The organism is Devosia enhydra (assembly GCF_900119845.1).
Lineage (GTDB): Bacteria > Pseudomonadota > Alphaproteobacteria > Rhizobiales > Devosiaceae > FPKU01.
The window spans coordinates 222532-244397 of record NZ_FPKU01000003.1 but is presented as its reverse complement, the minus strand read 5'-3'; the positions used below and the strand labels follow the sequence as shown (position 1 = coordinate 244397).

Annotated in this window: 18 protein-coding genes; 10 read left to right on the top strand and 8 right to left on the bottom strand. The window is 66.0% G+C overall.

What is annotated here, in order from left to right:
- The first annotated feature begins 3 nt into the window (after positions 1–3).
- Positions 4–810 carry a DUF1499 domain-containing protein gene (locus BT183_RS15935; RefSeq protein ID WP_072345363.1) on the top strand — a complete coding sequence of 269 codons (807 nt, stop codon included), beginning with the start codon at positions 4–6 and terminating at the stop codon, positions 808–810.
- 100 nt (positions 811–910) lie between these two features.
- Positions 911–1525 (top strand): biotin transporter BioY, encoded by a 615-nt coding sequence (locus BT183_RS15930; protein WP_072345361.1) that lies wholly within the window; start codon positions 911–913, stop codon positions 1523–1525.
- Between the two features lie 50 nt (positions 1526–1575).
- Here the strand turns inward: BT183_RS15930 and BT183_RS15925 are convergent, their stop codons facing one another.
- The 3 genes from BT183_RS15925 to BT183_RS15915 all read right to left on the bottom strand — a co-directional run bounded on the left by BT183_RS15925 (position 1576) and on the right by BT183_RS15915 (position 4652).
- Positions 1576–2595, bottom strand: a complete 1020-nt coding sequence (locus BT183_RS15925) for an asparaginase (protein WP_143145854.1) — start codon at positions 2593–2595, stop codon at positions 1576–1578.
- A gap of 144 nt (positions 2596–2739) precedes the next feature.
- On the bottom strand, positions 2740–3081 hold the full coding sequence (locus tag BT183_RS15920; RefSeq protein WP_072345357.1) for an SH3 domain-containing protein: 342 nt from the start codon (positions 3079–3081) through the stop codon (positions 2740–2742).
- A 101-nt stretch (positions 3082–3182) separates the two neighbouring features.
- Entirely contained in the window at positions 3183–4652 is a 1470-nt protein-coding gene (locus tag BT183_RS15915) for a M81 family metallopeptidase (protein WP_072345355.1), read from the bottom strand.
- Between the two features lie 184 nt (positions 4653–4836).
- Here BT183_RS15915 and BT183_RS15910 point away from each other — a divergent pair, with 184 nt between their 5' ends.
- Both BT183_RS15910 and wecB read left to right on the top strand, forming a co-directional pair.
- The gene (locus BT183_RS15910; RefSeq protein WP_072345353.1) at positions 4837–5847 is read left to right on the top strand and encodes a polysaccharide biosynthesis protein; all 1011 of its coding nucleotides are present in this window, start codon (positions 4837–4839) and stop codon (positions 5845–5847) included.
- Positions 5840–6967 carry a non-hydrolyzing UDP-N-acetylglucosamine 2-epimerase gene (gene wecB / locus BT183_RS15905; protein WP_072345352.1) on the top strand — a complete coding sequence of 376 codons (1128 nt, stop codon included), beginning with the start codon at positions 5840–5842 and terminating at the stop codon, positions 6965–6967. Before BT183_RS15910 ends, wecB begins: the two co-directional genes overlap by 8 nt.
- Here wecB and BT183_RS15900 read toward each other — a convergent pair.
- From BT183_RS15900 to BT183_RS15890, 3 genes are all read right to left on the bottom strand, one after another.
- Positions 6912–8852, bottom strand: coding sequence for a polysaccharide biosynthesis protein (locus tag BT183_RS15900; protein ID WP_072345350.1), 1941 nt, complete (start codon positions 8850–8852; stop codon positions 6912–6914). The genes wecB and BT183_RS15900 overlap by 56 nt on opposite strands.
- A gap of 204 nt (positions 8853–9056) precedes the next feature.
- The gene (locus tag BT183_RS15895; protein WP_072345349.1) at positions 9057–9722 is read right to left on the bottom strand and encodes a GntR family transcriptional regulator; all 666 of its coding nucleotides are present in this window, start codon (positions 9720–9722) and stop codon (positions 9057–9059) included.
- A gap of 76 nt (positions 9723–9798) precedes the next feature.
- Positions 9799–11073, bottom strand: coding sequence for an O-acetylhomoserine aminocarboxypropyltransferase/cysteine synthase family protein (locus tag BT183_RS15890; RefSeq protein WP_072345347.1), 1275 nt, complete (start codon positions 11071–11073; stop codon positions 9799–9801).
- A 436-nt stretch (positions 11074–11509) separates the two neighbouring features.
- On the opposite strand from BT183_RS15890, the gene BT183_RS15885 reads away from it, so the two are divergent.
- From BT183_RS15885 to BT183_RS15865, 5 genes are all read left to right on the top strand, one after another.
- The gene (locus BT183_RS15885) at positions 11510–13111 is read left to right on the top strand and encodes a thiamine pyrophosphate-binding protein (RefSeq protein ID WP_072345345.1); all 1602 of its coding nucleotides are present in this window, start codon (positions 11510–11512) and stop codon (positions 13109–13111) included.
- Positions 13111–14547, top strand: coding sequence for an aldehyde dehydrogenase family protein (locus BT183_RS15880; RefSeq protein WP_072345344.1), 1437 nt, complete (start codon positions 13111–13113; stop codon positions 14545–14547). Before BT183_RS15885 ends, BT183_RS15880 begins: the two co-directional genes overlap by 1 nt.
- Positions 14548–14648: 101 nt before the next feature.
- Entirely contained in the window at positions 14649–15626 is a 978-nt protein-coding gene (locus BT183_RS15875) for a Bug family tripartite tricarboxylate transporter substrate binding protein (RefSeq protein ID WP_177282588.1), read from the top strand.
- Between the two features lie 112 nt (positions 15627–15738).
- Positions 15739–16260, top strand: coding sequence for a tripartite tricarboxylate transporter TctB family protein (locus BT183_RS15870; protein WP_072345340.1), 522 nt, complete (start codon positions 15739–15741; stop codon positions 16258–16260).
- 11 nt (positions 16261–16271) lie between these two features.
- Complete coding sequence (locus BT183_RS15865; RefSeq protein WP_072345338.1) at positions 16272–17762, top strand: tripartite tricarboxylate transporter permease; 1491 nt, start codon at positions 16272–16274, stop codon at positions 17760–17762.
- Positions 17763–17764: 2 nt separating this feature from the next.
- On the opposite strand, the gene BT183_RS15860 is transcribed toward BT183_RS15865, so the two are convergent.
- Entirely contained in the window at positions 17765–18448 is a 684-nt protein-coding gene (locus BT183_RS15860; RefSeq protein WP_072346270.1) for a GntR family transcriptional regulator, read from the bottom strand.
- A gap of 128 nt (positions 18449–18576) precedes the next feature.
- On the opposite strand from BT183_RS15860, the gene BT183_RS15855 reads away from it, so the two are divergent.
- The gene (locus BT183_RS15855; protein WP_072345336.1) at positions 18577–19638 is read left to right on the top strand and encodes an isocitrate/isopropylmalate dehydrogenase family protein; all 1062 of its coding nucleotides are present in this window, start codon (positions 18577–18579) and stop codon (positions 19636–19638) included.
- A 23-nt stretch (positions 19639–19661) separates the two neighbouring features.
- On the opposite strand, the gene BT183_RS15850 is transcribed toward BT183_RS15855, so the two are convergent.
- Complete coding sequence (locus BT183_RS15850; protein ID WP_072345334.1) at positions 19662–21866, bottom strand: xanthine dehydrogenase family protein molybdopterin-binding subunit; 2205 nt, start codon at positions 21864–21866, stop codon at positions 19662–19664.

Sequence of the window (21866 nt, the reverse complement as noted above, 5' to 3'; positions counted from 1 at the left end):
CTCATGCGCATCCTGATCCGCACCTCGCATTTTGCTATCTGGGCCCGTCGCTTCGGCGAGGTGGCGCTGCCGCTTGCGATCATCCCCGTGCTGCTGCATCGCGAGCGCCTCGTATCCACCGATGCGTTCCTGGCCGCGGAGGCCATTGCCATCGCAGCGGCGCTGGCCGCCATCGCCTGTGCGATGATCGCCTTCGTCAGGCTCTGGATCAGCGGCGACAAGGGCTGGTCACGCGCGACGGCGGGCCTGCTGCTCGGTGCCCTTTGCCTGCTGCCGCCGGCCTATCTGGGCTGGGAGATGGTGCGTTACCCCGATGTATCGGGATTTTCGACCGATCGCCTGATCCTGCCCACCCTGGTGGTCGCCCCGGTGCCGCGCCTCGGCTCGGATCGGGCCGCTGTCGAGGCGGCCTTTCCCAACGCCCGCAGCCGTCGGTACACGGTGGATGCCGCACGAATCTTTGCCCTGGCGCTCGAACAGGTCACCACCAGCGGCTGGGATGTGCGGCGAAGCGTTCCACCGGCCGGCACCTCGGCACCGGGGCAGATCAACGCCATTGCCACCCGCCTTCTGGGTTGGCAGGACGAGGTGTCGATCCGCATCGTTGAAGACCAGCGTGGCACCGAGGTCGACATGGCGAGCGCCGGCCTTCACCCGATCCACGACCTCGGGGAGAACGGCAAGCGCATCGAAGCCTTCCTCGCGGCGCTCGATGATGCGGTCACCCGCCTGATGCGGGAGACCCCGAGCGCGCCGGCCGAACCGGCGTCCGAAACAGCCCCCGCCCAGCCACCCGCGGTGGGTGAGTGATCGGCGCGCCGGGGTGCCCGGACCCTTGCCCCCATTGCGCCGATCGGCACGATTGCCTATGACTGCCAGCGATTTCCGCCTCACGCGAAAAGGACGGCCGATGAGCGATTCCCTCGTGACCAACTCCAGCCTCTACCGCACCCTCGCCGGCTCCTCGCGCGCCGCCTCCTTCGCTTCGGCCACGGTGATCGTGGTGCTCGGCAGCCTGCTGCTCGCCGTTGCCGCCCAGATCAAGGTGCCCGTCGTTCCGGTGCCCTTCACGCTCGCAACGCTTGCGGTGGCGATGATCGCCGGCACCTTCGGCGCGCGTATCGGTGTCGCGACGGTTGCGCTCTACATCGCCGAAGGCCTGGCCGGGCTGCCGGTGTTTTCCAATGGCGGCGGCCTTGCCTATCTCGCCAGCCCCACCTTCGGCTTCATCATCGGCTACCTCGCGCTGGCCATGGTGATCGGCTGGGCCGCCGATGCCGGGCTTTCGCGCCGGCCGCTGGCCTTCTTCGCCGCGATGATCGCGGGCAATATCGTGATGCTCGGCTTCGGCTTCGTCTGGCTCCTGAGCCTGGCTTCCGGCGCCGCCTGGATCGACCAGTCGAACGTCGTTGGCTCGGCCTTCGCGGTTGCCGTCCAACCCTTCCTCATCTGGGATGGCCTCAAGATGGCCTTCGCCGCCATCACCATCGCCGGGCTGTGGGCTGCATTCGGCAAGCGCGCTTGATCGCATTCAGCCGATGAGTTTGGGGGCGTCGGCACTGCCGGCGCCCTTTTTCATGGCGAGGCCGCAAAGGCCTCTGCAACGGCCCTGAGCCGCCCGACCTCGAGCCCCCGCACATTGCGCAGCGGCTGGTCGGCAAAGGCCCGGAGCAGCGTCGCCTGTTCGTCATCGGGGCGCGCGAAGCTCAGCAGCAACTGCGCGACCATTGAGCGCGAGGCCTCCATGTGCCCGTCATCGCATTTGATCGCATAGCCCCAGCCCAGGTCGCGGATGGCGCCGCACTGCACGCCCTCGGCCCCGCCCTTCTGCATCAGCCTGCCCCTGAACGCGCCCATCACGACAGTGTCGAGATGGCCCGTGCCCGCCACGAGGCGCGGATGGCGCGCTGCCGCATCAAAGACCCGCCGGGCTGCATCGGCGAGGCTCTCCGGCAGGTCGCGCCCGGTCGCCATGCGGGCAAAGCCGAGTGCGAGGCTCTCCAGCGGCACCGCCCAGGTCGGGATCGAGCAGCCATCGATGCCGCAGCGATCCTCGCTGAGCGGGGCGCCCAGCACATGCTCCATGGCACTCCGCACCGCCTTCTGGACCGGATGATCGCGCTCGACATAGCCATGGGTATCGACCCCCAGAGTGCGCGCCACCGAAAGCATGCCGGCATGCTTGCCCGAGCAGTTGTTGTGCAGGGCCGTCGGCGATCCGCCCGCGGCCCGCATCGCCTCGCGCGCCGCCGGATCGGTGGGTGCATGGGCGCCGCATTCGAGCGCGGTGGCATCGAGCCCGATCGTCTCGAGAAAGCGGGTGACGCCTGCGACGTGCACATCCTCGCCGTGATGGGATGCGCAGGCGAGGGCAAGCTTTTCGTCGTCGAGCGCGAACCGGCCGATGGCGCCGGTCTCGGCCATCGCCATCGCCTGGATCGACTTGACCGCCGAGCGTGGAAAGACCGGCCGCTGCACATCGCCGGCCGAAGCGATGATCCGGCCGTCGGCATCCATGACGATGAAGCTGCCGCGATGCCGGTTTTCGACGTAGCCGCCCCGCACCGCCTCGGCCAGCACCGGATTTGCCGTCATGTCCATCACTCCAGAAGAAAAAGCGCCCCGTGTCGATCCCGCGAGGGATAACAGGGGGCGCGTCAAGTGACTAGGAGGTCGAAAGGAAGGTGCATGGGATCGAAGGACCCGGTCAGGCGAAAGACCGGGCCCGGCAGGCGAAGCTCAGATGTCGTAGTCGGGAATGAGCGTGAGATAGCGGGCGTTGACCCAGCCGCTCTGCCACTGGTTTTCAACGAGGCACCAGTCGGCGCCGCCCTGCGGGGCGATGATGCAGCGCTCGATCCACACGGAGTCCTGCGGGTCGAGCTGGCCCACCTTCTGCGAGTAGGATGCGGGCCATTTGCGGATGTTGAGATGGTCCCAATGGGCAACGCCGGTCACGCGGGCGGGGGCCTGCACGTCATAGCCGGCGGCCATGGCGGGCTGTACGGCAAATCCGGCCGCGGCGGCGATCACGAGGCCGGCAAGGGCGGCAACCACCAGCTTTTCCTGAGACTTGGTCATTTCGGGCTCCTGGGCTCGAGTGCGTTTCAATGGAGACGACCCTAGTGCCGAGCCTTTGAACCCGTTGTGACCTCGCCGTTCAGTTGGCGTTCATGGCGAAATCAGCCGTCCAGCCCCAGCGGATCGGCGTCGAGCGGCCAGATCGGACGGGGCAGGCGCTTCCAGTCGAGCGCCGCCCAGTCGGGGTCGCTGGCCCCAGGCGAGGCGACGTACAACTGCCTGCGCACGAGCGGCGCGAACAGGTCGGTGTGCTTGTAGAGGTTCTTGATGGCGACGATCTGCTTGTCGCCCAAGCTGATGCCGTGCCGCTCGAACATCGAGAGCGAATAGACGTTGACGCGCTTGGTGGTGAGCAGGATCTCGATGCCTTCCATCCGCACCACGGCGATATCGCCGCAATGCAGCTCGCCGCCATTTTCCTGCTCCTGATAGGCATCGCGCTTGAGAAAGAGCACCTCGGCCTCCCCGTCGCAGGGCGGACCCGAATGCGGCTCGAACTTGCCCCCGATCCGCAGTCTGAGTTTTGCGCCGACGCCCACCTGCTGGCATATGCCCACCGCCAGAGGATCGAACAGCGGCACGATGGCGGCGTTGCGGATGCCGGAATCGATGAAGGCGCGCAGCATGTAGGTCGTATCGCCCGGCGCGCCGCTGCCGGCCTGATCTGAGGTGTCGGCGAGGAGCAGCGGCTTCTCGCCTGCGATCCGGGCCTCTGCGATGGCGTCCTCGAAGGAGGTGAAGGGCAGGCAGGCCGCCTTGCGATCGCGGTAAAAGCGCTTGCCGAAGGCTTCGGCCGTGCGCTCGGCCAGAGCCATCGAGCCATCCGCGATGGCCAGCATCTTGGCGCCCGCGATCGGCACGTCCGCCCACGGAAAGCCGTGATTGAGCGAGAGCGAGAGTATGCCGTCCTTGCCCTCGGCATCGAACATCGCCTCTGTGAACCCGATCATCGGCCCCTGCATGGTTGTCGGGAACAGCCCCATGGTCCTGCAGTCGAACAGCGCCATCTTCGGGTCGATCTCGCCGGCCAGCGTCCGCTCGACCAGCGTGAACACATCGTCGGCGCGCGCCGCCTGGTCGTTATGCGGGTACGCCTTGTAAAAGACGATGATATCGGCCGTTTCGACGAGCACGTGATCGATATGGGCGTGCAGGTCGAGCTCGAGCCCAATCGTCACATCCGGACCGACCAGCTGGCGCACCCGCGTAACGAAATCGCCTTCGCAATCGTCATACCCCTCGGCGACCATCGCGCCATGAAGGAACAGCAGCACCGCATCCACCGGCCCGGCCGCCGCAAGTTCGCCGAGAATGCGGTCGCGCAGATATTCATAGGTCGCCCGCGTGGTGATGCCGGCCGGCTCCGCGAAGGTATGGAGCCCCTCGACCACGTCCCAGCCCAGCGCGCGGGCACGCGCCAGCCAGGTGCGAGCCGGTGCGTTCCAGTGCGACGGCACCGCGCCCTCGGCGCCATGCTCAGCCCATGCGTGATGCTTGAAGTCGTCAAGGCCCGTCGGGAACGAGGCGAAGGTGCTGGTTTCCGTGCCGAAAGTGGCAATGAAGATGCGCATCGATGGGGTCCGTCGCCTGATGTCCGAGATCGACAGAGGCTAGGGCGGGCGCCGAGGGGGGGTCAACCAAGCCGCGTTCCGCGGGAAGAAATCCGTGGTCCCGACCTGCCGTTTAATGGAGCCCCGTCTTTGCGCCGCCCTGCGATTCCAGCTAAGTCATCCCGCACCAGCGCAGGATCGCTTCATGCTCGATGGCAAGACACTTCTGATTACCGGCGGCACCGGCTCGTTCGGCAATGCGGCCCTCAGCCGGTTTCTTGCCAGCAACGCCGCCGAGATCCGCATCTTCAGCCGCGATGAGAAAAAGCAGGACGACATGCGCCGCGCCCTGCGCGACCGCCGCGTCACCTTCCATATCGGGGATGTGCGCGAGCCATCGGCGGTCGACGACGTGATGCACGGGGTCGACTACGTCTTTCACGCTGCGGCTCTAAAGCAGGTGCCCTCCTGCGAATTCTACCCCATGGAGGCTATCCGCACCAATGTGCTGGGCGCCGAAAACGTCATGCGGGCCGCAATCGCCCATGGCGTTTCGCGCTGCGTGGTGCTGTCCACCGACAAGGCCGTCTACCCCATCAACGCCATGGGCATGTCCAAGGCGATGATGGAAAAGGTGATGGTGGCCAAGTCGCGCGTCGCGGCGCCCGGCGGCACTGTGCTCTGCGCCACGCGCTACGGCAATGTCATGGCCTCGCGCGGCTCGGTGATCCCGCTCTTTATCGAGCAGATCAAGGCGGGTCGGGCCCTGACCCTCACCGACCCGGGGATGACGCGCTTCCTCATGTCACTCGAGGAATCGGTCGATCTCATCCTCTTCGCCTTCGCCCATGCCCGGCCGGGCGATCTCTTCGTGCAGAAGGCGCCCGCCGCCACCGTCGGCGATCTGGCGCAGGCGCTGCGCGAACTCTTTTCCAGCGATGCGCCCATCGAGATCATCGGCACGCGCCATGGCGAGAAGCGCTATGAGACGCTGGTCTCACGCGAGGAGATGGCGCGGGCGCGGGATCTGGGGGCTTATTTCGCCGTGCCCGCCGATGCGCGCGACCTCAATTACGATCGCTATTTCGTCGAGGGCGAGCCCAGGCTGGGTGAGTTCGACGACTACACCTCGCACAACACACGGCGCCTCGGCGTGCCGGAAATCAAGCAGATCCTCCTCACGCTGCCCATGGTGCGGGAGGCGCTCGATGCTTAAGGTGATGACGATGGTGGGCACGCGGCCCGAAATCATCCGCCTTTCGCGCGTCATTGCGCGCCTCGACCAGCATGTCGAGCATCTGCTGGTCCATACCGGCCAGAACTATGATTACGAGCTCAACCAGGTCTTTTTCGAGGATCTCGGGTTGCGCCAGCCCGATCTCTATCTCGATGCCGCTCGCGCCTCGGCCGCCGAAACCATCGGCACCATCATCATCGCCGTGGACAAGGCGCTTGCTCAGCACCAGCCCGATGCGGTGCTGATCCTGGGCGATACCAACAGCGCGCTTGCCGCCATTCCGGCCAAGCGCCGCAAGATCCCCATCTTCCACATGGAAGCAGGCAATCGCTGCTTCGATATGCGCGTGCCCGAGGAGATCAACCGGCGCATCGTCGATCATACGGCCGATATCAACCTCACCTACAGCACCATCGCGCGTGATTATCTGCTGCGCGAGGGGCTGCCTCCCGATCAGGTGATCCGCACCGGTTCCCCGATGCGCGAGGTGCTGGAGCATCAGCGCGAAAAGATTGCCGCTTCCGGCGTGCTCGAGCGCCTCGGCCTTGTTTCCGAGGGCTATTTCGTCGTCAGTGCGCATCGCGAGGAAAGCGTCGATGATCCGGTGCAACTGGGCCGGCTCATGGATGTGCTCGATGCGGTCGCAAGCCGCTACGGATTGCCGCTCATCGTTTCGACCCATCCGCGCACCCGTAAGCGCCTCGATGCGCTCGGTAGGCCGGCCCATGAACGCGTCCGCTTCGAAAAGCCGTTCGGATTTTCCGATTATGTCGCCTTGCAGGTCAATGCGTGTGCCGTACTCTCTGATAGCGGCACCATCACCGAGGAAGCCTCGATCCTCAATTTCCCCGCGCTCAACCTGCGCAATGTGCATGAGCGGCCGGAGGGCTTCGAGGAAGGGGCGGTGATGATGGTTGGCCTCGATGCCGAACGCGTTCTGGACGGCCTCGATATCCTCGCAACCCAGCCGCGCGGCGAGGACCGCCTGCTGCGCATGGTCGAGGATTATGCGCCGCTCAACGTCTCGGACAAGGTGCTGCGCATCATCGTGAGCTATACCGGCTATGTTGCAAGGCGGGTGTGGGGGCAGGGGGCGTAGCGGCCTTGCCCGGTTCGATCACCTCGAACAGAACCTGCCGGGCCCGAGCCTCGTCGGCCGCTGCCAGAGCCTGTTGCAGGCGCATCATGTGCTCGCCCATGCCCCGGTCTCGTATGCTGAGGCCCGTGCGCATGATCTTGGGGTGGCTGGTGGTCGCTGCCGCGGCGGGATTGTAGAAAAGCTCTTCATAGAGCTTTTCGCCCGGACGCGTCCCGGTGATGCTGATGGCGATGTCGCCTTCCGGATTGGTCTCGTCGCGCACCGAAAAGCCAGCGAGCTTGATCATGTTCTCCGCCAGGTTGCGGATGAGGATCGGCTGGCCCATGTCGAGCAGGAAGAGGTCGCCGCTCTTTGAGAGGCTCCCGGCCTGCACGATGAGCTCGGCCGCTTCGTGGATCGACATGAAATAGCGCGTCATGGCCGGATCGGTCACGGTCACGGGTCCTCCGGCGGCGATCTGCTCCTTGAAGAGCGGGACCACCGAACCGTTTGAGCCCAGTACATTGCCGAAGCGCACCGCGCAAAAGCGCTGCCCCGTGCCCGCCGCCTGTGCCTCGAAGGCCTTCTGCTGAACGATGAACTCGGCCCAGCGCTTGGTGGCACCCATGACATTGGTCGGGCGCACGGCCTTGTCGGACGAGATCAGCACGAAATCACGCACGCCCTGCGCCTGGGCCGCGTCGGCGAGCACCTGTGTGCCCAGGACGTTGTTGCGGATGCCTTCGAGCACATTGGCCTCGACCAGCGGCACATGCTTGTAGGCGGCGGCATGGAAGACGACTTCGACGCCGTGCTGCCTGAGCACGCGCGACACCAGCTCCTTTTCCGTGATCGTGCCGAGGACAGGCACGATCACGCCGCCCGGTACTAAGAGACGACGCGCAAGCTCATAAAGGGCGAACTCGTTGGCTTCGAACAGCACGAGCTTGGCCGGCGACCATTTGGCGATGAGCCTGCACAATTCCGAGCCGATCGATCCGCCCGCACCGGTGACCATGATGGTGCGGCCTTCCACCATGGTGCGGATCAGGTTCGGATCGGGAGGAACCGAGGAGCGACCCAGAAGGTCGTCGATATCGATCTCGCGGATCTGGTTGACGAGATATTTGCCCGAAAGCACGTCGTTGATGGGCGGCAGCGTCCTGAGCCTGATGCCGCGTTCCGCCAGTTTCGCGAGCAGGTCCTGCCGGTCCTCTGCACCGATGACCGCGCCGCTGAGAATGACCTCGGCAGGCCGGTAGCGGGCCAAAATGTCGCCAAGCCGCTTCGGCGGATGGACCCGGATACCGGCGACATCGTGATTTTCGAGCGCCGCCGTCTCGTCGATGAAGGCCACCACGCGGCCCGAGCCCTGCTGGCGGATGGCGGTGGCCAGTTGCGCCCCGGCCGATCCGGCGCCGTAGATGACGATGCCCGGTTCGTCCCCACCCTTGACCGGGCCGCGCCGGCGCCACAGCACCTGCTTGGCCACATAGCGGCTGCCCCCGACAAGCAGGGTGCATAACAGCCAGAAGATCAGCGGTACCGATCGCGGCACGACGAAATAGTTGGTGAACTGGAACACGAAGACCAGCATCACCCAGATAAGCGTGGCGAGGGTGGTGGCCCGCACGATCGAAAAGACTGCATCTTCGGGCAGAAAGCGCAGCACGCTGCGATAGAGCCCCAGCATCGCGAAGGTCGGGATCGCGATCAGCGGCGCTGCGAGGATGATGAGAACCGCTTCAGGTGTCGGTGGGGCCCACCAGTCGCCATAGCGCAGCGCGAAGGCGCCCCAGATCGCGAAGCTGACCGTGATCAGATCGGCCGCCACCAGAATACTGCGCTTGCGCCCGCGCGGCAGATTGCGCAACGCATTGACCGCAGCTTCCGCAACCGGCCTCATCAAACTGCGGCCCAGCCCGAGCAAAAGCGCAGGGACCAGCAATGACCACGCTGTCTTTTGCTGTAACTTGTGTAAATTTGCTTGGAAGTGAACTGTCTGGCCCGCGCTGCCTGCTTGCAGCCGATTGCTATGATGAACACGCTATGCACCTACCGCCCCGCAGCCACCATTGCGCAGTTTCGGGCAAAGGGCAATGCGCAGGATCTACCCTCGATCGGTCGCCTGCATCGTTTCGAGGATCGCCCGCTCGGCGCCTTCGAGATGCAGGCGCGATGCGGTCCGCGCCCCCTCGGGGTCGCCCTGCTTTAAGGCCTCGATGATTTGCCGGTGTTCAGCCATGGCCTCGGCGGAGCGCCCGGGACGCGTGCCGTAAAAGCGAACCAGCCGGGCGCGGTCGATGAGCGTCGCATGCAACTCCGTCAGCACGGGATTGCCGGCCGCCTCGACGATCAGCCTGTGGAAAAGACTGTCGGTATCGGTGATGACCTGGCGGGGTGCGCGGGTGTGCAACGCGCCATGAAGGGTGATCATCGACTGCTCGAGCCCGGCAATCAACGCTTCGGGCGCAGGGCCCTGCGCCGCCACGATGGCAGCGGCAGCCGGCTCGACGATCTTGCGGGCCCCATAGACGTTGATCAGGTCTTCGGGCGAGAACGAACGCACCACCGTGCCGCTGCGCGGTCGGATATCCACGAGGCCCTCGCGCTCGAGCAGCTTGAGCGCTTCCTTGATCGGGGCGGCCGAGACATCGAGCTGATGGGCCAGGGCCTCGACGCTCAGCCGCGTGCCGCGCTCCAGCTCTCCGGTCAGGATGCGGCGCTTGATCTCGCCATAGGCCTGAATGGCCAGTGAGTCCCGGCTGTCGTCCATCGCGCCCGTCCCGAGGTCAACGGACGGGCATGGTGCCCGCCCGCGCCGGTGCATGCAACCCTGCCCGTGGCCGGCCTCAGCCGACAGCGGCCAGGGCCTGCTCCACATCGGCGATGATGTCGTCGATATGTTCGATGCCGACCGAAATGCGCACCAGATCCTCGGACACCCCGGCCTTTGCCAGTTCCTCGGGCGAAAGCTGGCGGTGCGTGGTCGAGGCCGGGTGGCAGGCCAGCGACTTGGCGTCCCCGATATTGACCAGCCGGTAGATCATCTTGAGCGCATCGATGAACTGCCCACCTGCCACGGCTCCGCCTTCGATGCCGAAGCTGATGATGCCCGAGGCCTTGCCCTTGGTGATCTTGCGGGCCGTTGCATTGTAGCGGCTGCCGGGCAGGGCGGCATAATTGACCCATTTGACCTTGGGGTGCTTGTCCAGCCACTGGGCGAGAGCCTCGGCATTCTGGCAATGCCGCTCCATGCGCAGCCCCAGGGTTTCGAGGCCCATGAGAAACAGGAAGGCACTGTGCGGGGCGAGCGCCGCGCCGGTATTGCGAAGGGGCACGACACGTGCGCGCCCGATGAAGGCGGCAGGCCCGAGCGCCTCGGTATAGACCACCCCATGGTAGGAGGGGTCGGGCTCGTTGAACACCGGGAACCGCTTGGCATTGGCCTTCCAGTCGAACTTGCCGCTGTCCACGATCATCCCGCCGATCGAGTTGCCGTGCCCGCCGATATATTTGGTCAAGGCATGCACCACGATATCGGCGCCGAAATCGATGGGACGGCAGAGGAAGGGCGTGGCCACGGTATTATCGACGATCAACGGCACGCCGTGGCGATGGGCAATCTCGGCCAGGGCCTGGATATCGACGACATTTCCGGCCGGATTGCCGATGGATTCGCAGAACACCGCCTTCGTCCGGTCATCGATCAGCGCCTCGATGCCGGCGAAATCGGCCTGGTCGGCGAGGCGCACCTCGATGCCCTGGCGCGGGAAGCTGTGCACGAAGAGATTGTAGGTGCCGCCATAGAGCTGGCTCACCGAAACGATGTTGTCGCCGACCCCGGCCAGCGTCTGGATCGCGTAGGTGATGGCCGCCATGCCCGATGCGAGGGCCAGCCCGGCAATGCCGCCTTCGAGTTCGGCAACGCGCGCCTCGAGCACCGCCGAGGTCGGGTTCATGATGCGGGTATAGATGTTGCCGGGCACGGCGAGGTTGAAGAGATCGGCGCCGTGCTGGGTGTCGTCGAAGGTGTAGCTGGTGGTCTGGTAGATCGGCACGGCGGCCGATTTGGTGGTGCCTTCGGGCGTATAGCCGTGATGGAGGGCGATCGATTCGGGCTTCATGAGGCTCCCTTCCGCATGATCAGGTACTCGCGCCCCACCGCCTAGCACTTCCGGCGCAAGATGGGCAGGGTTGCCGGGAGATTGCTATGCCTCCGGCCTGCGGGATCGGAGCAACCGCTACCTCCGCGCCAGTTCGGCGGGGGCCTGAGCCGGCGCCTCGGCTCGAAAGTCCAAGGCGGGCGATGATCGTCGACGCCGTCGCGGCAATGATCCTGCGTTGGCGCGCAGGACCTCGTAGCCAGCACCCTCCGCTTCTTGGTTCACGCCGACTATCTCTCACCCAACGCCACCGCCTGCGCGTTCCTCTACGGCAGTCGCATCGCTCCCAACTGCAAGCGCCAGACAGCGCGGAACGCCACCCCGTTGACATCCGTATACAGCTGAGTACAACTGCCTCCAACAAGCGGCCCGGTACGCTCTTGCGGAGGAAAAAGGCATGAATTGCTCGGAAGTCATGGTGCGCTATCTGGCCGCCGCGGGCACGAAATACGTGTTCGGCTACCCCGGCGATCCCAGCGTGCCCTTCCTCGAGGCCTGCCGCCGGCAAAACATGGAGTTCGTGCTCGCCACCCGCGAGGGCACGGCCGGGCTGATGGCGGAAGCCTATGGGCAGCTCACCGACATGCCGGGCGTGGCGCTTTCGACCCTCGGGCCGGGCTCGTCCAACCTCGTCAACGCGGTGGCCAATGCCTGGGCCGACCGGGTACCGATGATCGCCATTTCCGGGCAGATCGAGAGCCGGCGCGAGCCGTTCTTCACCCACCAGGTGATCGACCACAACCGGGTGTTCTCGCCCATCAGCAAGTACACCACCTCGATCCTGCCCACGACTGTGGGCACCATCATGCGTAAGGCGCTGCGCACCGCCATGGCCGATCGGCCGGGCCCGGTGCACATCTCGACCCCCGGCGACGTGGTGGGCGCCGAGGCGCAGGACGACGAGATCGTGCTGCCCCCGATGAACGCGCTGGCCCATGGGCTCGGCGTTTCTGGCGATCTCGGGGATCCGGTGAAGGTGATTACCGCGGCGCGGCGCCCGATCATCCTTGCCGGCATCTCGGCCGTGCGCGGCAAGGCCGGCGCGGCGATCACGGCGCTCGCCGAAGCGCTGGGCTGCCCGGTGGTGGTGGCGCCGATGGCCAAGGGCATCATCGATGAAACCCACCCCTACTATGCCGGCACGCTCGACATGGCGTGCAACGCCTTCGTCTGGGATTTCCTCAAATCCGCCGACCTCGTGCTCAATATCGGCTTTGATGCGGTCGAGCTGATCAAGCCCTGGACGGTGACGCGGCCGATCATCCATATCGACAGCGTTCCCAATACCGACCAGATCTATCAGGCCGGCATCGAGATCGTCGGGCAGATCGCCCCGGTCGTGGAGGCGATCACGAGCCATGTGGGCTCATCCTCCGCCCGCTGGAGCGAGGCCGAGGTTGCAAAGCACCGCGAGGCGCTGCGCGCGCTCTATCTCGCGGGGCGGACGAGCGGCAGGCTCAACCCCACCGACGTCGTCGACATCGCGCTTGCGGCCAGTGCGCCCGATACCATCGCCACGACCGATGTCGGTTCGCACAAGCTGCTGGTGGGCCAGGGTTGGGTGTCGCGCAGCCCCAAGACCATGCTGATGAGCAACGGGCTCTCGTCCATGGGCTATTCGCTGCCCGCCGCCATGGTCGCGAAAATGGTGCATCCCGAGCGCAATGTGGTGTGCTTCACCGGCGATGGCGGCCTCGCCATGGTCTTGGGCGAATTGCGCACCGTCTCGGCGCTGAAGCTAGGGATCACCATCGTGGTGTTCTGCGACAACTCGCTCAACCGCATCGAGCTCAAGCAGCACGCCCGGCAGTTCCCCGCCTTCGGCACCACCATTCCGGAATCGGATGTGCCCAAGCTGGCCGAGGCGATGGATTGCGATGCGGTGCGCGTCGACAGTGCCGCCGAGCTCGAGCGCGCCATGGCGCAGGGACCGGCGGCAGACCGTCCGCTGGTCATCGCCGCCCATATCGATCCCGCCCAGTACATGGCCCAGTTCTGATGCCGCTCTATCCCGAACACATCAACACGCGCCTCCTGATCGAAGGCGAATGGGTCGAGGGCTCGCGCAGCGAAACTGTGCTCGACAAGTTCTCGCGCACCCCCTGTGGAGAGGTTACGATCGCCGGGCCCGCCGAGATCGACCGGGCGCTGGCCGCCGCCATGTCGGCCCACAAGGCCGGCGCGCCCAACCCCAATGCGCGCGCCCAGGTGCTCGAACGCGCCATTCCCATGATTGCGGAACGACGCACCGATTTCCGCACGCTGATGGGTATCGAAGCGGGCTTTCCCCCGAGCGATGCCGATGGCGAGATCGACCGCTGCATGGAGACGCTGCGGCTTTCAGCCATCGCTGCCCGCGAGCTCAAGGGCGAGATGGTGCCGATGTCGGGCTCCCCGCACGGGCAGGGACGGCTGGGCTTTACCCGGCGGGTGCCGGTGGGGCCGGTGCTGGCCATCACCCCGTTCAATTCGCCGCTCAATACCGTCTGCCACAAGATCGCCCCGGCCTTCGCGGCCGGTAACCCGGTCGTGCTGAAGCCGTCATTGCACACCCCGTCGACCGCCGCGCTTCTGGCGCAGATCCTGCTTGAGGCGGGCGTTCCTCCGGCCTTCCTGCAGGTGCTGCATGGCGGGGCCGAGACGGCCGAAACCCTGATCGCCGACGAACGGGTCCGTTACATCACCTTCACCGGCTCGACGGCGGTGGGTCGGTCGATCCAGGCGCGGGCGGGGCTGAGGCGCACGCAGATGGAGCTGGGCTCCATCTCCTCTACCGTGCTCTGCGCCGATGCCGATCTCGACGCCGCCATACCCAAGATTGTGGCCGCCAGCTTCCGCAAGGCGGGGCAGGTGTGCAGCTCGATCCAGCTGCTGCATGTCGAGCGTTCGATCTATGAGAGCGTGCTCGAGCGCATCATTGCCGGCGCAGATGCGCTGAAGGTCGGAGACCCCGCCGCGCCCGGCATCCAGGTGGGTCCGCTGGTCTCGGACGCAGCTGCCGACCGGGTGCAGGCGTGGGTCGAAGAGGCCATCGCCATGGGCGCGACGGCTCACACCCGATGGTGGCGCGAAGGCGCCTCGATCCGCCCGGTGGTGCTGACCGATGTGTCGCCTGAGATGCGCGTCACATGTGCCGAAATCTTCGGGCCCGTGCTGAGCATCATCCCGTTCGACGATTTCGACGAGGTGATCGCGCGCGCCAATGCCTCGCCCTTCGGGCTGGCAGCGGGCGTGTTCACCAAGAACCTCGACACCATCGCCAAAGCCATCGAGGGCCTCGATGTGGGCGGGCTCCACTTCAACGAGACCAGTTCGAGCCGCATCGACCTGATGCCCTATGGCGGGGTCAAGGACAGCGGCTTCGGGCGGGAAGGCCCGGCTTTCGCCGTAGCCGAAATGACCGAGGAACGCCTCGTCACCATCCGCATGGCCTGAGCGGCTGTGCCGCCATGCCCAAGCCGCCCGAAAAAGAAGGCGGCACGAGCACCATCCAAGCCGGATCAATCGCGGCAAAGCGCCGCCTGGAGGAAACCAGAATGAAGACACTCACCGCCCTTCTCATCGCCGGCGTTGCCGGACTTGCCATCACGGCCGGCACCGCGCAGGCCCAGAGCTATCCCGAAGCGGGCCGCACCGTGACCATCATGGTCGGGTTCGGCGCCGGCGGCGGCACCGACATTGCCGGCCGGCTCCTGGCCGATGCGCTTGAGGCCAAGCTCGGCGGCAATTTCATCGTCGAGAACTATCCCGGCGGCGGCGGGCTCCAGGCCCTGCAGCGCGTCGTTCCGGCGGCTGCCGATGGCTATACGCTGGCCTTCGTGCCGATCCCGGCCACCAACATGCTCTATCTCGACCCCGATCGCGGCGGCACCTTCACCCTCGATGACCTGACCCCGATCGCCATGCATGATTTCGGCACGGTGGCCATCGCGGTGGCGGCCGACAGCCCCTACCAGACGCTGGGCGACCTGATCGAGGCCGCCAAGACCGACACCAGCATCACTGCCGCCTCCAATGGCGCGCTGGCCATCGGCCATCTGGGGCTGATGCAGCTCAACCAGAAAGCCGGCGTCAACATCAACTGGACCGCGATCACCGAGCCCGGACAGCTGATGAGCAACTTGATCGGCGGCAATATCGCGGTGGTCTCGGACACGTTCTCGGAGCTCTATCCGGCTGCCCAGAACGGCGATATCCGCTTCCTTGCAACGCTCGCGCGTGAAACCACCCCCGAGATCGAGGGCATCCCGACCGCCATCGACCAGGGCATCGACCTCGAGCTCCAGACCAGCCGCGTGCTCGTCGGCCCGGCCGGCCTGCCCGCCGAAGTGGTTTCGACCCTCGAGACGGCAATCGGCGAAATCACCGCCGACCCCGCCTATCGCGAGGCCGCATCCAAGGCCGCGGTGCAGATCAACTACCTCAATTCCGCCGACGTGACCGCGCTCTGGCGCTCGCTCGACGAGGCGTTCCTGCCGCAGGTCGAGACCTTCCGCGCGCAGTCGACGCGCTGACCAACAGGCGGCTGCGGGCCCATCGGGCTAACGCAGCCGTTACCTCGCGTTTCCGGGCGGCGAACCGGTATCCACTTCGCCTGGGAACGCTCTAACCGGCAGGAGGGACGCGATGAGGGAATGGCTTGGCGCTCTGGGCTTTCTGGCCTTCGCCGTCGGCGTCCTGGCTGTCGGGGCGAACCTTCAGGTGATGACGCGCTTCGGGCCGGGGCCCGGCTTCTTCCTGCGCGGGCTGGCCATCGTGCTGATCGGGCTCGTGCTGATCCATGCCTTGACGCTCGTGCTGGGGCGGCGGCGCGTGCAGGCGGCCGAGGCGACGCCCGACCATCCCGAAGCGGTGCTGTTTCGCGACGAGGATGACGAACCGCTGATCGCGCCTCCCGGCGCCGGCTGGCGCTTTGTCGCGCTTGCCGGGGCCATGATGGCCTATGCCCTGCTCATCGAGCGGCTGGGCTTTCTCGTCTCAACGACGCTGCTCTGCTTTGTGGCGATGACCGTGCTGGGCCGGCCATGGCTGCGAAGCGCCCTCGAGGCCCTGGTGGCGATCCTCGTGGCCTGGCTGGTGTTCGGCCGGCTCCTGGGGGTCAACCTGCCATCGGCCTCGCTGCCGCCCTTCTCGATGCTCGGACTTTAGGGGAGGGCGTTATGGACGGACTTTTGGGACTGCTGCAGGGCTTCGAGGTCGTCTTCACCTGGCAGAACCTGCTCTTTGCGCTCATCGGCTGCCTCACCGGCATGCTGGTCGGGGTGCTGCCGGGCGTGGGCCAGAGCGCCGGAATGGCGATGCTCATTCCCATCAGCTACCACCTCGAGCCGAGCGGGGCGATCATCATGCTCGCCTCGATCTTCTATGGGGCGGCCTATGGCGGCACCATCACCTCGGTTCTGATGAACGTGCCGGGGGAATCGGAATCCATCGTCACCACTTTTGATGGCTACCCCATGGCCCAGCAGGGCCGGGGCGGCATCGCCCTCTCGATCTCGGCGATCGGCTCGTTCATCGGGGGCACGGCGGCCACCATCGCGCTCGCCCTCGTGGCGATCCCGATCAGCCGGCTCGCAGTACGGCTCGGACCGCCCGAATATGCGACGCTGATGATCCTGGGACTGTGCCTCGCGGCAGGCCTTCTCGGCTCCTCGATCGTCAAGGGCCTGATCATGGTGGTGTTCGGGCTGCTGCTGAGCCAGATCGGCACCGATCCGGCGCTCGGCATACCGCGGCTGACGCTCGGGCAGGCGAGCCTGCTCGACGGCATTCCGATCCTTGCCATCATCATGGGCTTTTACGGACTGTCCGATGTGCTGCTGAGCCTCTTCAAACCGGCTGAAAAGCGCGGCGTGGCGGCGCCGATCACGCGCCTCCTGCCACGGGCGAGCGACCTGCGCGAGGCGGCGGGGCCGATCGCGCGCGGCACGCTGGTGGGCGCCACCATCGGCATCCTGCCCGGCATGGCTTCGGCGGTAAGCACCTTCTTTTCCTACGCGCTCGAACGCCGCGTCTCGAAGACGCCCGAAAAATTCGGCAAGGGCGCCCTGGCCGGTGTCGCGGGGCCGGAGACTGCCAACAATGCCTTCGCCAATGCCAGCTTCCTGCCGCTGATGACCCTCGGCATTCCCGGATCGGCCGCGCTCGCCATCCTCTTTGGGGCGCTGATGATCCAGGGCATCACGCCCGGCCCGCTGATGTTCCGCGACCATCCCGACGTCGCCTGGGGTCTGATCGCCTCGATGATCGTGGGCAATGGCATGCTGCTGGCGCTGAGCTTTCCGCTCATCGGCATCTGGGTCTCGATCCTCAAGCTTCCCTCGAACCTGATCGGCGCGATCATCATCGTGGTCTCAATGATCGGGGTCTACACGGTGAGTTCGAACCCCTTCGACCTCATGGCGCTGACCATCTTCACCGTCATCGGGGCGGGGCTCAAGGTGCTGAACTTCCCCCTCGCGCCGGCCATCCTCGCCTTCATCCTGGGGCGCCCGATCGAGAGCGCGCTGGGCCAGACGCTCAACATCGCGCAGGGCGATGCCACGGTGTTCCTCACCCGCCCGATCTCGGCGACCTTCATCGCGCTGTCGCTGCTCATCATCGTGTCCTCGGGCTGGCGCCTCTATCGCGACAGGCAGGCGACCCGATGAGTTCAGCCATGCACGGCCTGGCTCAGGAGATCGACGCGGCGGCGGCCGGCCGAGCGGATATGGTCGCGCGCCGCCGCTTCCGCATCGCCGGCATCGCGGCTGACGATGGCTTCGAGCACGGTGCGGTGCTCGGCATGGGCCTCGGCGGGTCGTCCGGGCAGATCGAGCATGGTGGGCAGGAGCGCGATGGTGGAGGCCATGTTCTCGAGGCTCTTGAGCAGATAGCGGTTGTGCGCCGACATGTAGATCATCGAGTGGAAGCGCCGGTTGAGGCGCGAGAGGGCGCGCGGCTCCTCGAACAATGTCGGCTCGAGCCCGTTGATTTCGGCCAGCGTGATGAGTTCGGCCTCCGAGGCGTGCTGGGCGGCGAGCCGTGCGGCCGTGCCCTCGAGGGCCTCGCGCATGGTGTAGAGCTCAACGATCATCTGATGGTCGGGCTGGGTGACGACGAGGCCGCGACGCGGCTCGTGGCTCAAGAGCCCCTCGGATTCGAGCCGGTAGATCGCTTCGCGGATCGGGGTGCGCGACATCTCGAAGCGTTCGGACAGGTCGGTTTCGGTAACCCGCGTGCCGGGCACGATGATGCCGTCCTCGATGGCGTCCTTGAGCTTGGAATAGGCCTCGAGGCCGAGATCGCGGCCGGGACCGTCGCGCAATGTGGTCTCGCGTTGAACCTGACTTGCCATTTCCATTGCCCCCATACCGTCACGCGCCAACAGGCGCCTCGCTGTTCTTCCGATCAATGGCGCAAGCCACCGCGGCTGTCCAGAAGACAGACAAATGCGGCTGTATACATTTGTACTAGGAGCTTTGAATGAAACTGGTCCTGCTTCCCGGCGATGGCATTGGGCCCGAGATCGCGGCTGCGACGCGCGTGGTCATCGAGGCGGCGGCGGCCCGGTTCGGGCTCACCCTCGAGATCGAAGAGGATCTGGCCGGCCATGCCAGCCTGAAAAAGCACGGCGCGACCGTGACCCCGGAGCTTCTCTCCCGGGTGCGGGCCGCCGATGGGCTGATCCTGGGCCCGACGGCGACCTTCGATTTCAAGGATGCGGCGCGCGGGGAGATCAACCCCTCGATGTATTTCCGCAAGAATCTCGACCTGTTCGCCAATATCAGGCCCTCGCGCACCTATGCCGGTGTGCCCAACAAGGTCGGCGATTTCGATCTCGTCATCGTTCGCGAGAACACCGAGGGCTTCTACACCGACCGCAACATGGCGCAGGGCGATGGCGAAATCCTCGTGACGCCCGATGTGTCGATCGCGCTGAGGCGCATCACCCGGCATTGCTGCGAGCGCATCGCCCGCAGCGCCTTCGAACTGGCGATGACACGGCGCCGGCGGCTGACCTTCGTGCACAAGGCCAATGTGCTCAAGATCAGCGACGGCATGTTCCTCGATATCTGCCGGGCGATGGCGGCGGACTATCCCGAAGTCGAGACCGATGACGTGCTGATCGATGCCATGATGGCGCATGTGGTGCGCAAGCCCTCGCGCTTCGACGTCATCGTCACCACCAACATGTATGGCGATATTCTCTCCGATCTTACGGCCGAGCTTTCGGGCAGCCTGGGGCTGGGCGGCTCGATCAATGCCGGCGCCGAGCATGCGATGGCACAGGCTTCGCACGGGTCGGCACCCGATATCGCCGGGCAGGACGTTGCCAACCCGATGTCGCTGATCCTCTCGACGGCGCAGCTCTTCGACTGGTTCGGATCGCGCTCGGGCGATGCGGCCTATGTCGCGGCCGCAGCAGGCATCGACAAGGCCATCGAGGCCTGCGTTGGGAGAGGTGAGGCGACGCGCGACGTGGGCGGCCGGCTGGGCACCGGGGCGACGGGAGCCGCCGTCGCAGCGGCGGTCGCCGGCCTCTGAGAGAGGCCGGCGATCGTTCAGGATCAGGCGGGCGGCAGCTTCTCGATCAGCTTGTCGAGCGTGATCGGATAGTCGCGCACCCGCACGCCGCAGGCATTGTAGATGGCGTTGGCGACGGCAGCGCCGGCGCCTGAGATGCCCAGCTCGCCGATGCCCTTTGCAAAGAGCGGGTTGGCCTTCTCGTCCCGCTCCTCGAGGAACCTGACCTTGAGGGCCGGGATATCGGCGTTGACGGGCACGTGGTACTCGGCGAGGTCATGATTGACGATGGCGCCGTTGCGCGGATCGTGCATCAGGTCCTCGGTGAGCGCCGCGCCGATGCCGAAGACCATGCCGCCCAAGCACTGAGAGGTTGCGGTCTTCTCGTTGAGGATGCGGCCGGCCGCGAAGGTCGACTCCATGCGCCGCACCCGTACTTCCCCGCTATGGGCGTTGACGCCCACTTCGCAGAAATGCGCGCCGAAACCGGCCTGCACGAATTTTTCTTCCATCTCGCCCGGCTCGATCGTGCCGATGGCCGTGAGGGGGCCCGAGAGGATCTCGTGCAGCGGCCGGGAGACATTGCCGTGCCGGGCCATACCCTCTGTGAGGACGAGGTCCTTGGGCGCGATCCCGAGCTTTTCGGCGATCTCCTGCCGCAGACTTTCGCAGGCGAGATAGACCGACGAGCCGGCGCTGGCCGCCCCGAAGCTGCCGCCCGAACCCGAGGAGGGGGGGAAATCGGTATCGCCCAGCCTCACCTCGACGCTGCTGACGGGCAGGCCGAGGAGTTCGGCAGTGATCTGGGCTAGAATGGTGTAGCTGCCGGTGCCGATATCGGTCAGGTCCGTTTCGACAACCGCCGTGCCGTCCGGCGCGAGCATCACCCGCGCGCTCGACTTGATCAGCATGTTGCTGCGCGCCGCCGCCGCCATGCCGACCCCGATCCACCAGTCGCCTTCGCGCCGCTGGGCGGGCCGGGGATCGCGGTCCGACCAGCCGAAATCCCTCGCGCCGATCTCGAGGCATTCGGCCAGCGAGCGGCTCGAAAAGGGCAGGCCATCCATGGGATGCCGGGCCGGAATGTTGCGCAGGCGCAGGGCAACGGGATCCATGCCGAGCGTTTCCGCCAGCTCGTCCATGGCGCATTCGAGCGCCAGCATGCCCACCGCTTCGCCCGGCGCCCGCATCGAGGCCGAGAGCAACTGGTCCATGCGCACGATGCTGTTGAGAAAAAGCCGCGCCTGTCCGCCATAGAGGAACTGCGTGGAGGCGCTGGCGGGCTCGGAGAAGCTGGACCTATCGAGGTTCGCGGTGATGGTCTCGTGGGCAACGGCGGTGAGGCGACCCTCGGCGTCGGCACCCAGCCTGATGCGCTGCTCGGTGTTGGAGCGGCGTACGGTGGCTTCCGTGACCTGCTGGCGCGTCATCACCACCCGCACCGGACGGTTGAGCCGCATCGCCGCGACGGCGGCAGCCACGCTTTCGGCGCTGATCCCAAGCTTGCCGCCAAACCCGCCGCCCACATAGCGCGCAACGATGCGCACCTGCTCGGGCTTGAGCCCAAGTGCATCGGCCAGTTGCAGGCGATCGGAGGCCAGCATCTGGTATGACCCATAAAGGGTCAGCTTGTTGTCTTCCCAGACCGCGATGCCGGCATGGGGCTCCATCGCGGCACTGGTCTGGGATGGGGTGGTCCAGATGGCATCGATGGTGGCATGGGCGGCCGCGAGTGCAGCGTCGAGATCACCCTGGGCCTTCCTGCTGCGCTTCTTGGGCTCGGCCATGTGCTTTCGTGCGGCAAAATCGAACCGCCCCTCGTCCGGCCGCATATCGAGAGCAATCCGCTGGGCGCCATGTCGGGCCGCCTCGAAGCTTTCGCCCACCACCAACGCCACGGGCTGGCCGAAATAGCTGACATCCCGCACGCCCTGCTCGGGCGCCTCTTCATCCTGCCCCTGGGCCGGGTTGCGCAGGAAGGTGTCATAATCGGTGATGACCGTGACGATGCCAGGCAGTTTCTCGATCGATCCGGCGTCGATCTTCAGGATCCGCCCCTTGCCCATGGGCGCGCTGACGAGCACGCCATGCAGGAGGCCCGGAAACTTGTATTCGGCGCTGTAGCGGGCAGTGCCCGAGACCTTTAGCGGCCCTTCGACCCGATCGACGGGCTGGGACACGATGTTCTGGTTGGTGGTGTCAAGAAGGCTCTCGGCCACCGGTTCATCCATCTTGAGGCTGACATCCAT

Excerpts from the sequence above, each read along its gene's own strand:
- BT183_RS15935 (WP_072345363.1), top strand. The coding sequence starts at position 4 with ATGCGCATCCTGATCCGCACCTCGCATTTTGCTATCTGGGCCCGTCGC.
- BT183_RS15930 (WP_072345361.1), top strand. The coding sequence starts at position 911 with ATGAGCGATTCCCTCGTGACCAACTCCAGCCTCTACCGCACCCTCGCC.
- BT183_RS15925 (WP_143145854.1), bottom strand. The coding sequence starts at position 2,595 with ATGACGGCAAATCCGGTGCTGGCCGAGGCGGTGCGGGGCGGCTACGTC.
- BT183_RS15920 (WP_072345357.1), bottom strand. The coding sequence starts at position 3,081 with ATGACCAAGTCTCAGGAAAAGCTGGTGGTTGCCGCCCTTGCCGGCCTC.
- BT183_RS15915 (WP_072345355.1), bottom strand. The coding sequence starts at position 4,652 with ATGCGCATCTTCATTGCCACTTTCGGCACGGAAACCAGCACCTTCGCC.
- BT183_RS15910 (WP_072345353.1), top strand. The coding sequence starts at position 4,837 with ATGCTCGATGGCAAGACACTTCTGATTACCGGCGGCACCGGCTCGTTC.
- wecB (WP_072345352.1), top strand. The coding sequence starts at position 5,840 with ATGCTTAAGGTGATGACGATGGTGGGCACGCGGCCCGAAATCATCCGC.
- BT183_RS15900 (WP_072345350.1), bottom strand. The coding sequence starts at position 8,852 with ATGAGGCCGGTTGCGGAAGCTGCGGTCAATGCGTTGCGCAATCTGCCG.
- BT183_RS15895 (WP_072345349.1), bottom strand. The coding sequence starts at position 9,722 with ATGGACGACAGCCGGGACTCACTGGCCATTCAGGCCTATGGCGAGATC.
- BT183_RS15890 (WP_072345347.1), bottom strand. The coding sequence starts at position 11,073 with ATGAAGCCCGAATCGATCGCCCTCCATCACGGCTATACGCCCGAAGGC.
- BT183_RS15885 (WP_072345345.1), top strand. The coding sequence starts at position 11,510 with ATGAATTGCTCGGAAGTCATGGTGCGCTATCTGGCCGCCGCGGGCACG.
- BT183_RS15880 (WP_072345344.1), top strand. The coding sequence starts at position 13,111 with ATGCCGCTCTATCCCGAACACATCAACACGCGCCTCCTGATCGAAGGC.
- BT183_RS15875 (WP_177282588.1), top strand. The coding sequence starts at position 14,649 with ATGAAGACACTCACCGCCCTTCTCATCGCCGGCGTTGCCGGACTTGCC.
- BT183_RS15870 (WP_072345340.1), top strand. The coding sequence starts at position 15,739 with ATGAGGGAATGGCTTGGCGCTCTGGGCTTTCTGGCCTTCGCCGTCGGC.
- BT183_RS15865 (WP_072345338.1), top strand. The coding sequence starts at position 16,272 with ATGGACGGACTTTTGGGACTGCTGCAGGGCTTCGAGGTCGTCTTCACC.
- BT183_RS15860 (WP_072346270.1), bottom strand. The coding sequence starts at position 18,448 with ATGGCAAGTCAGGTTCAACGCGAGACCACATTGCGCGACGGTCCCGGC.
- BT183_RS15855 (WP_072345336.1), top strand. The coding sequence starts at position 18,577 with ATGAAACTGGTCCTGCTTCCCGGCGATGGCATTGGGCCCGAGATCGCG.
- BT183_RS15850 (WP_072345334.1), bottom strand. The coding sequence starts at position 21,866 with ATGGATGTCAGCCTCAAGATGGATGAACCGGTGGCCGAGAGCCTTCTT.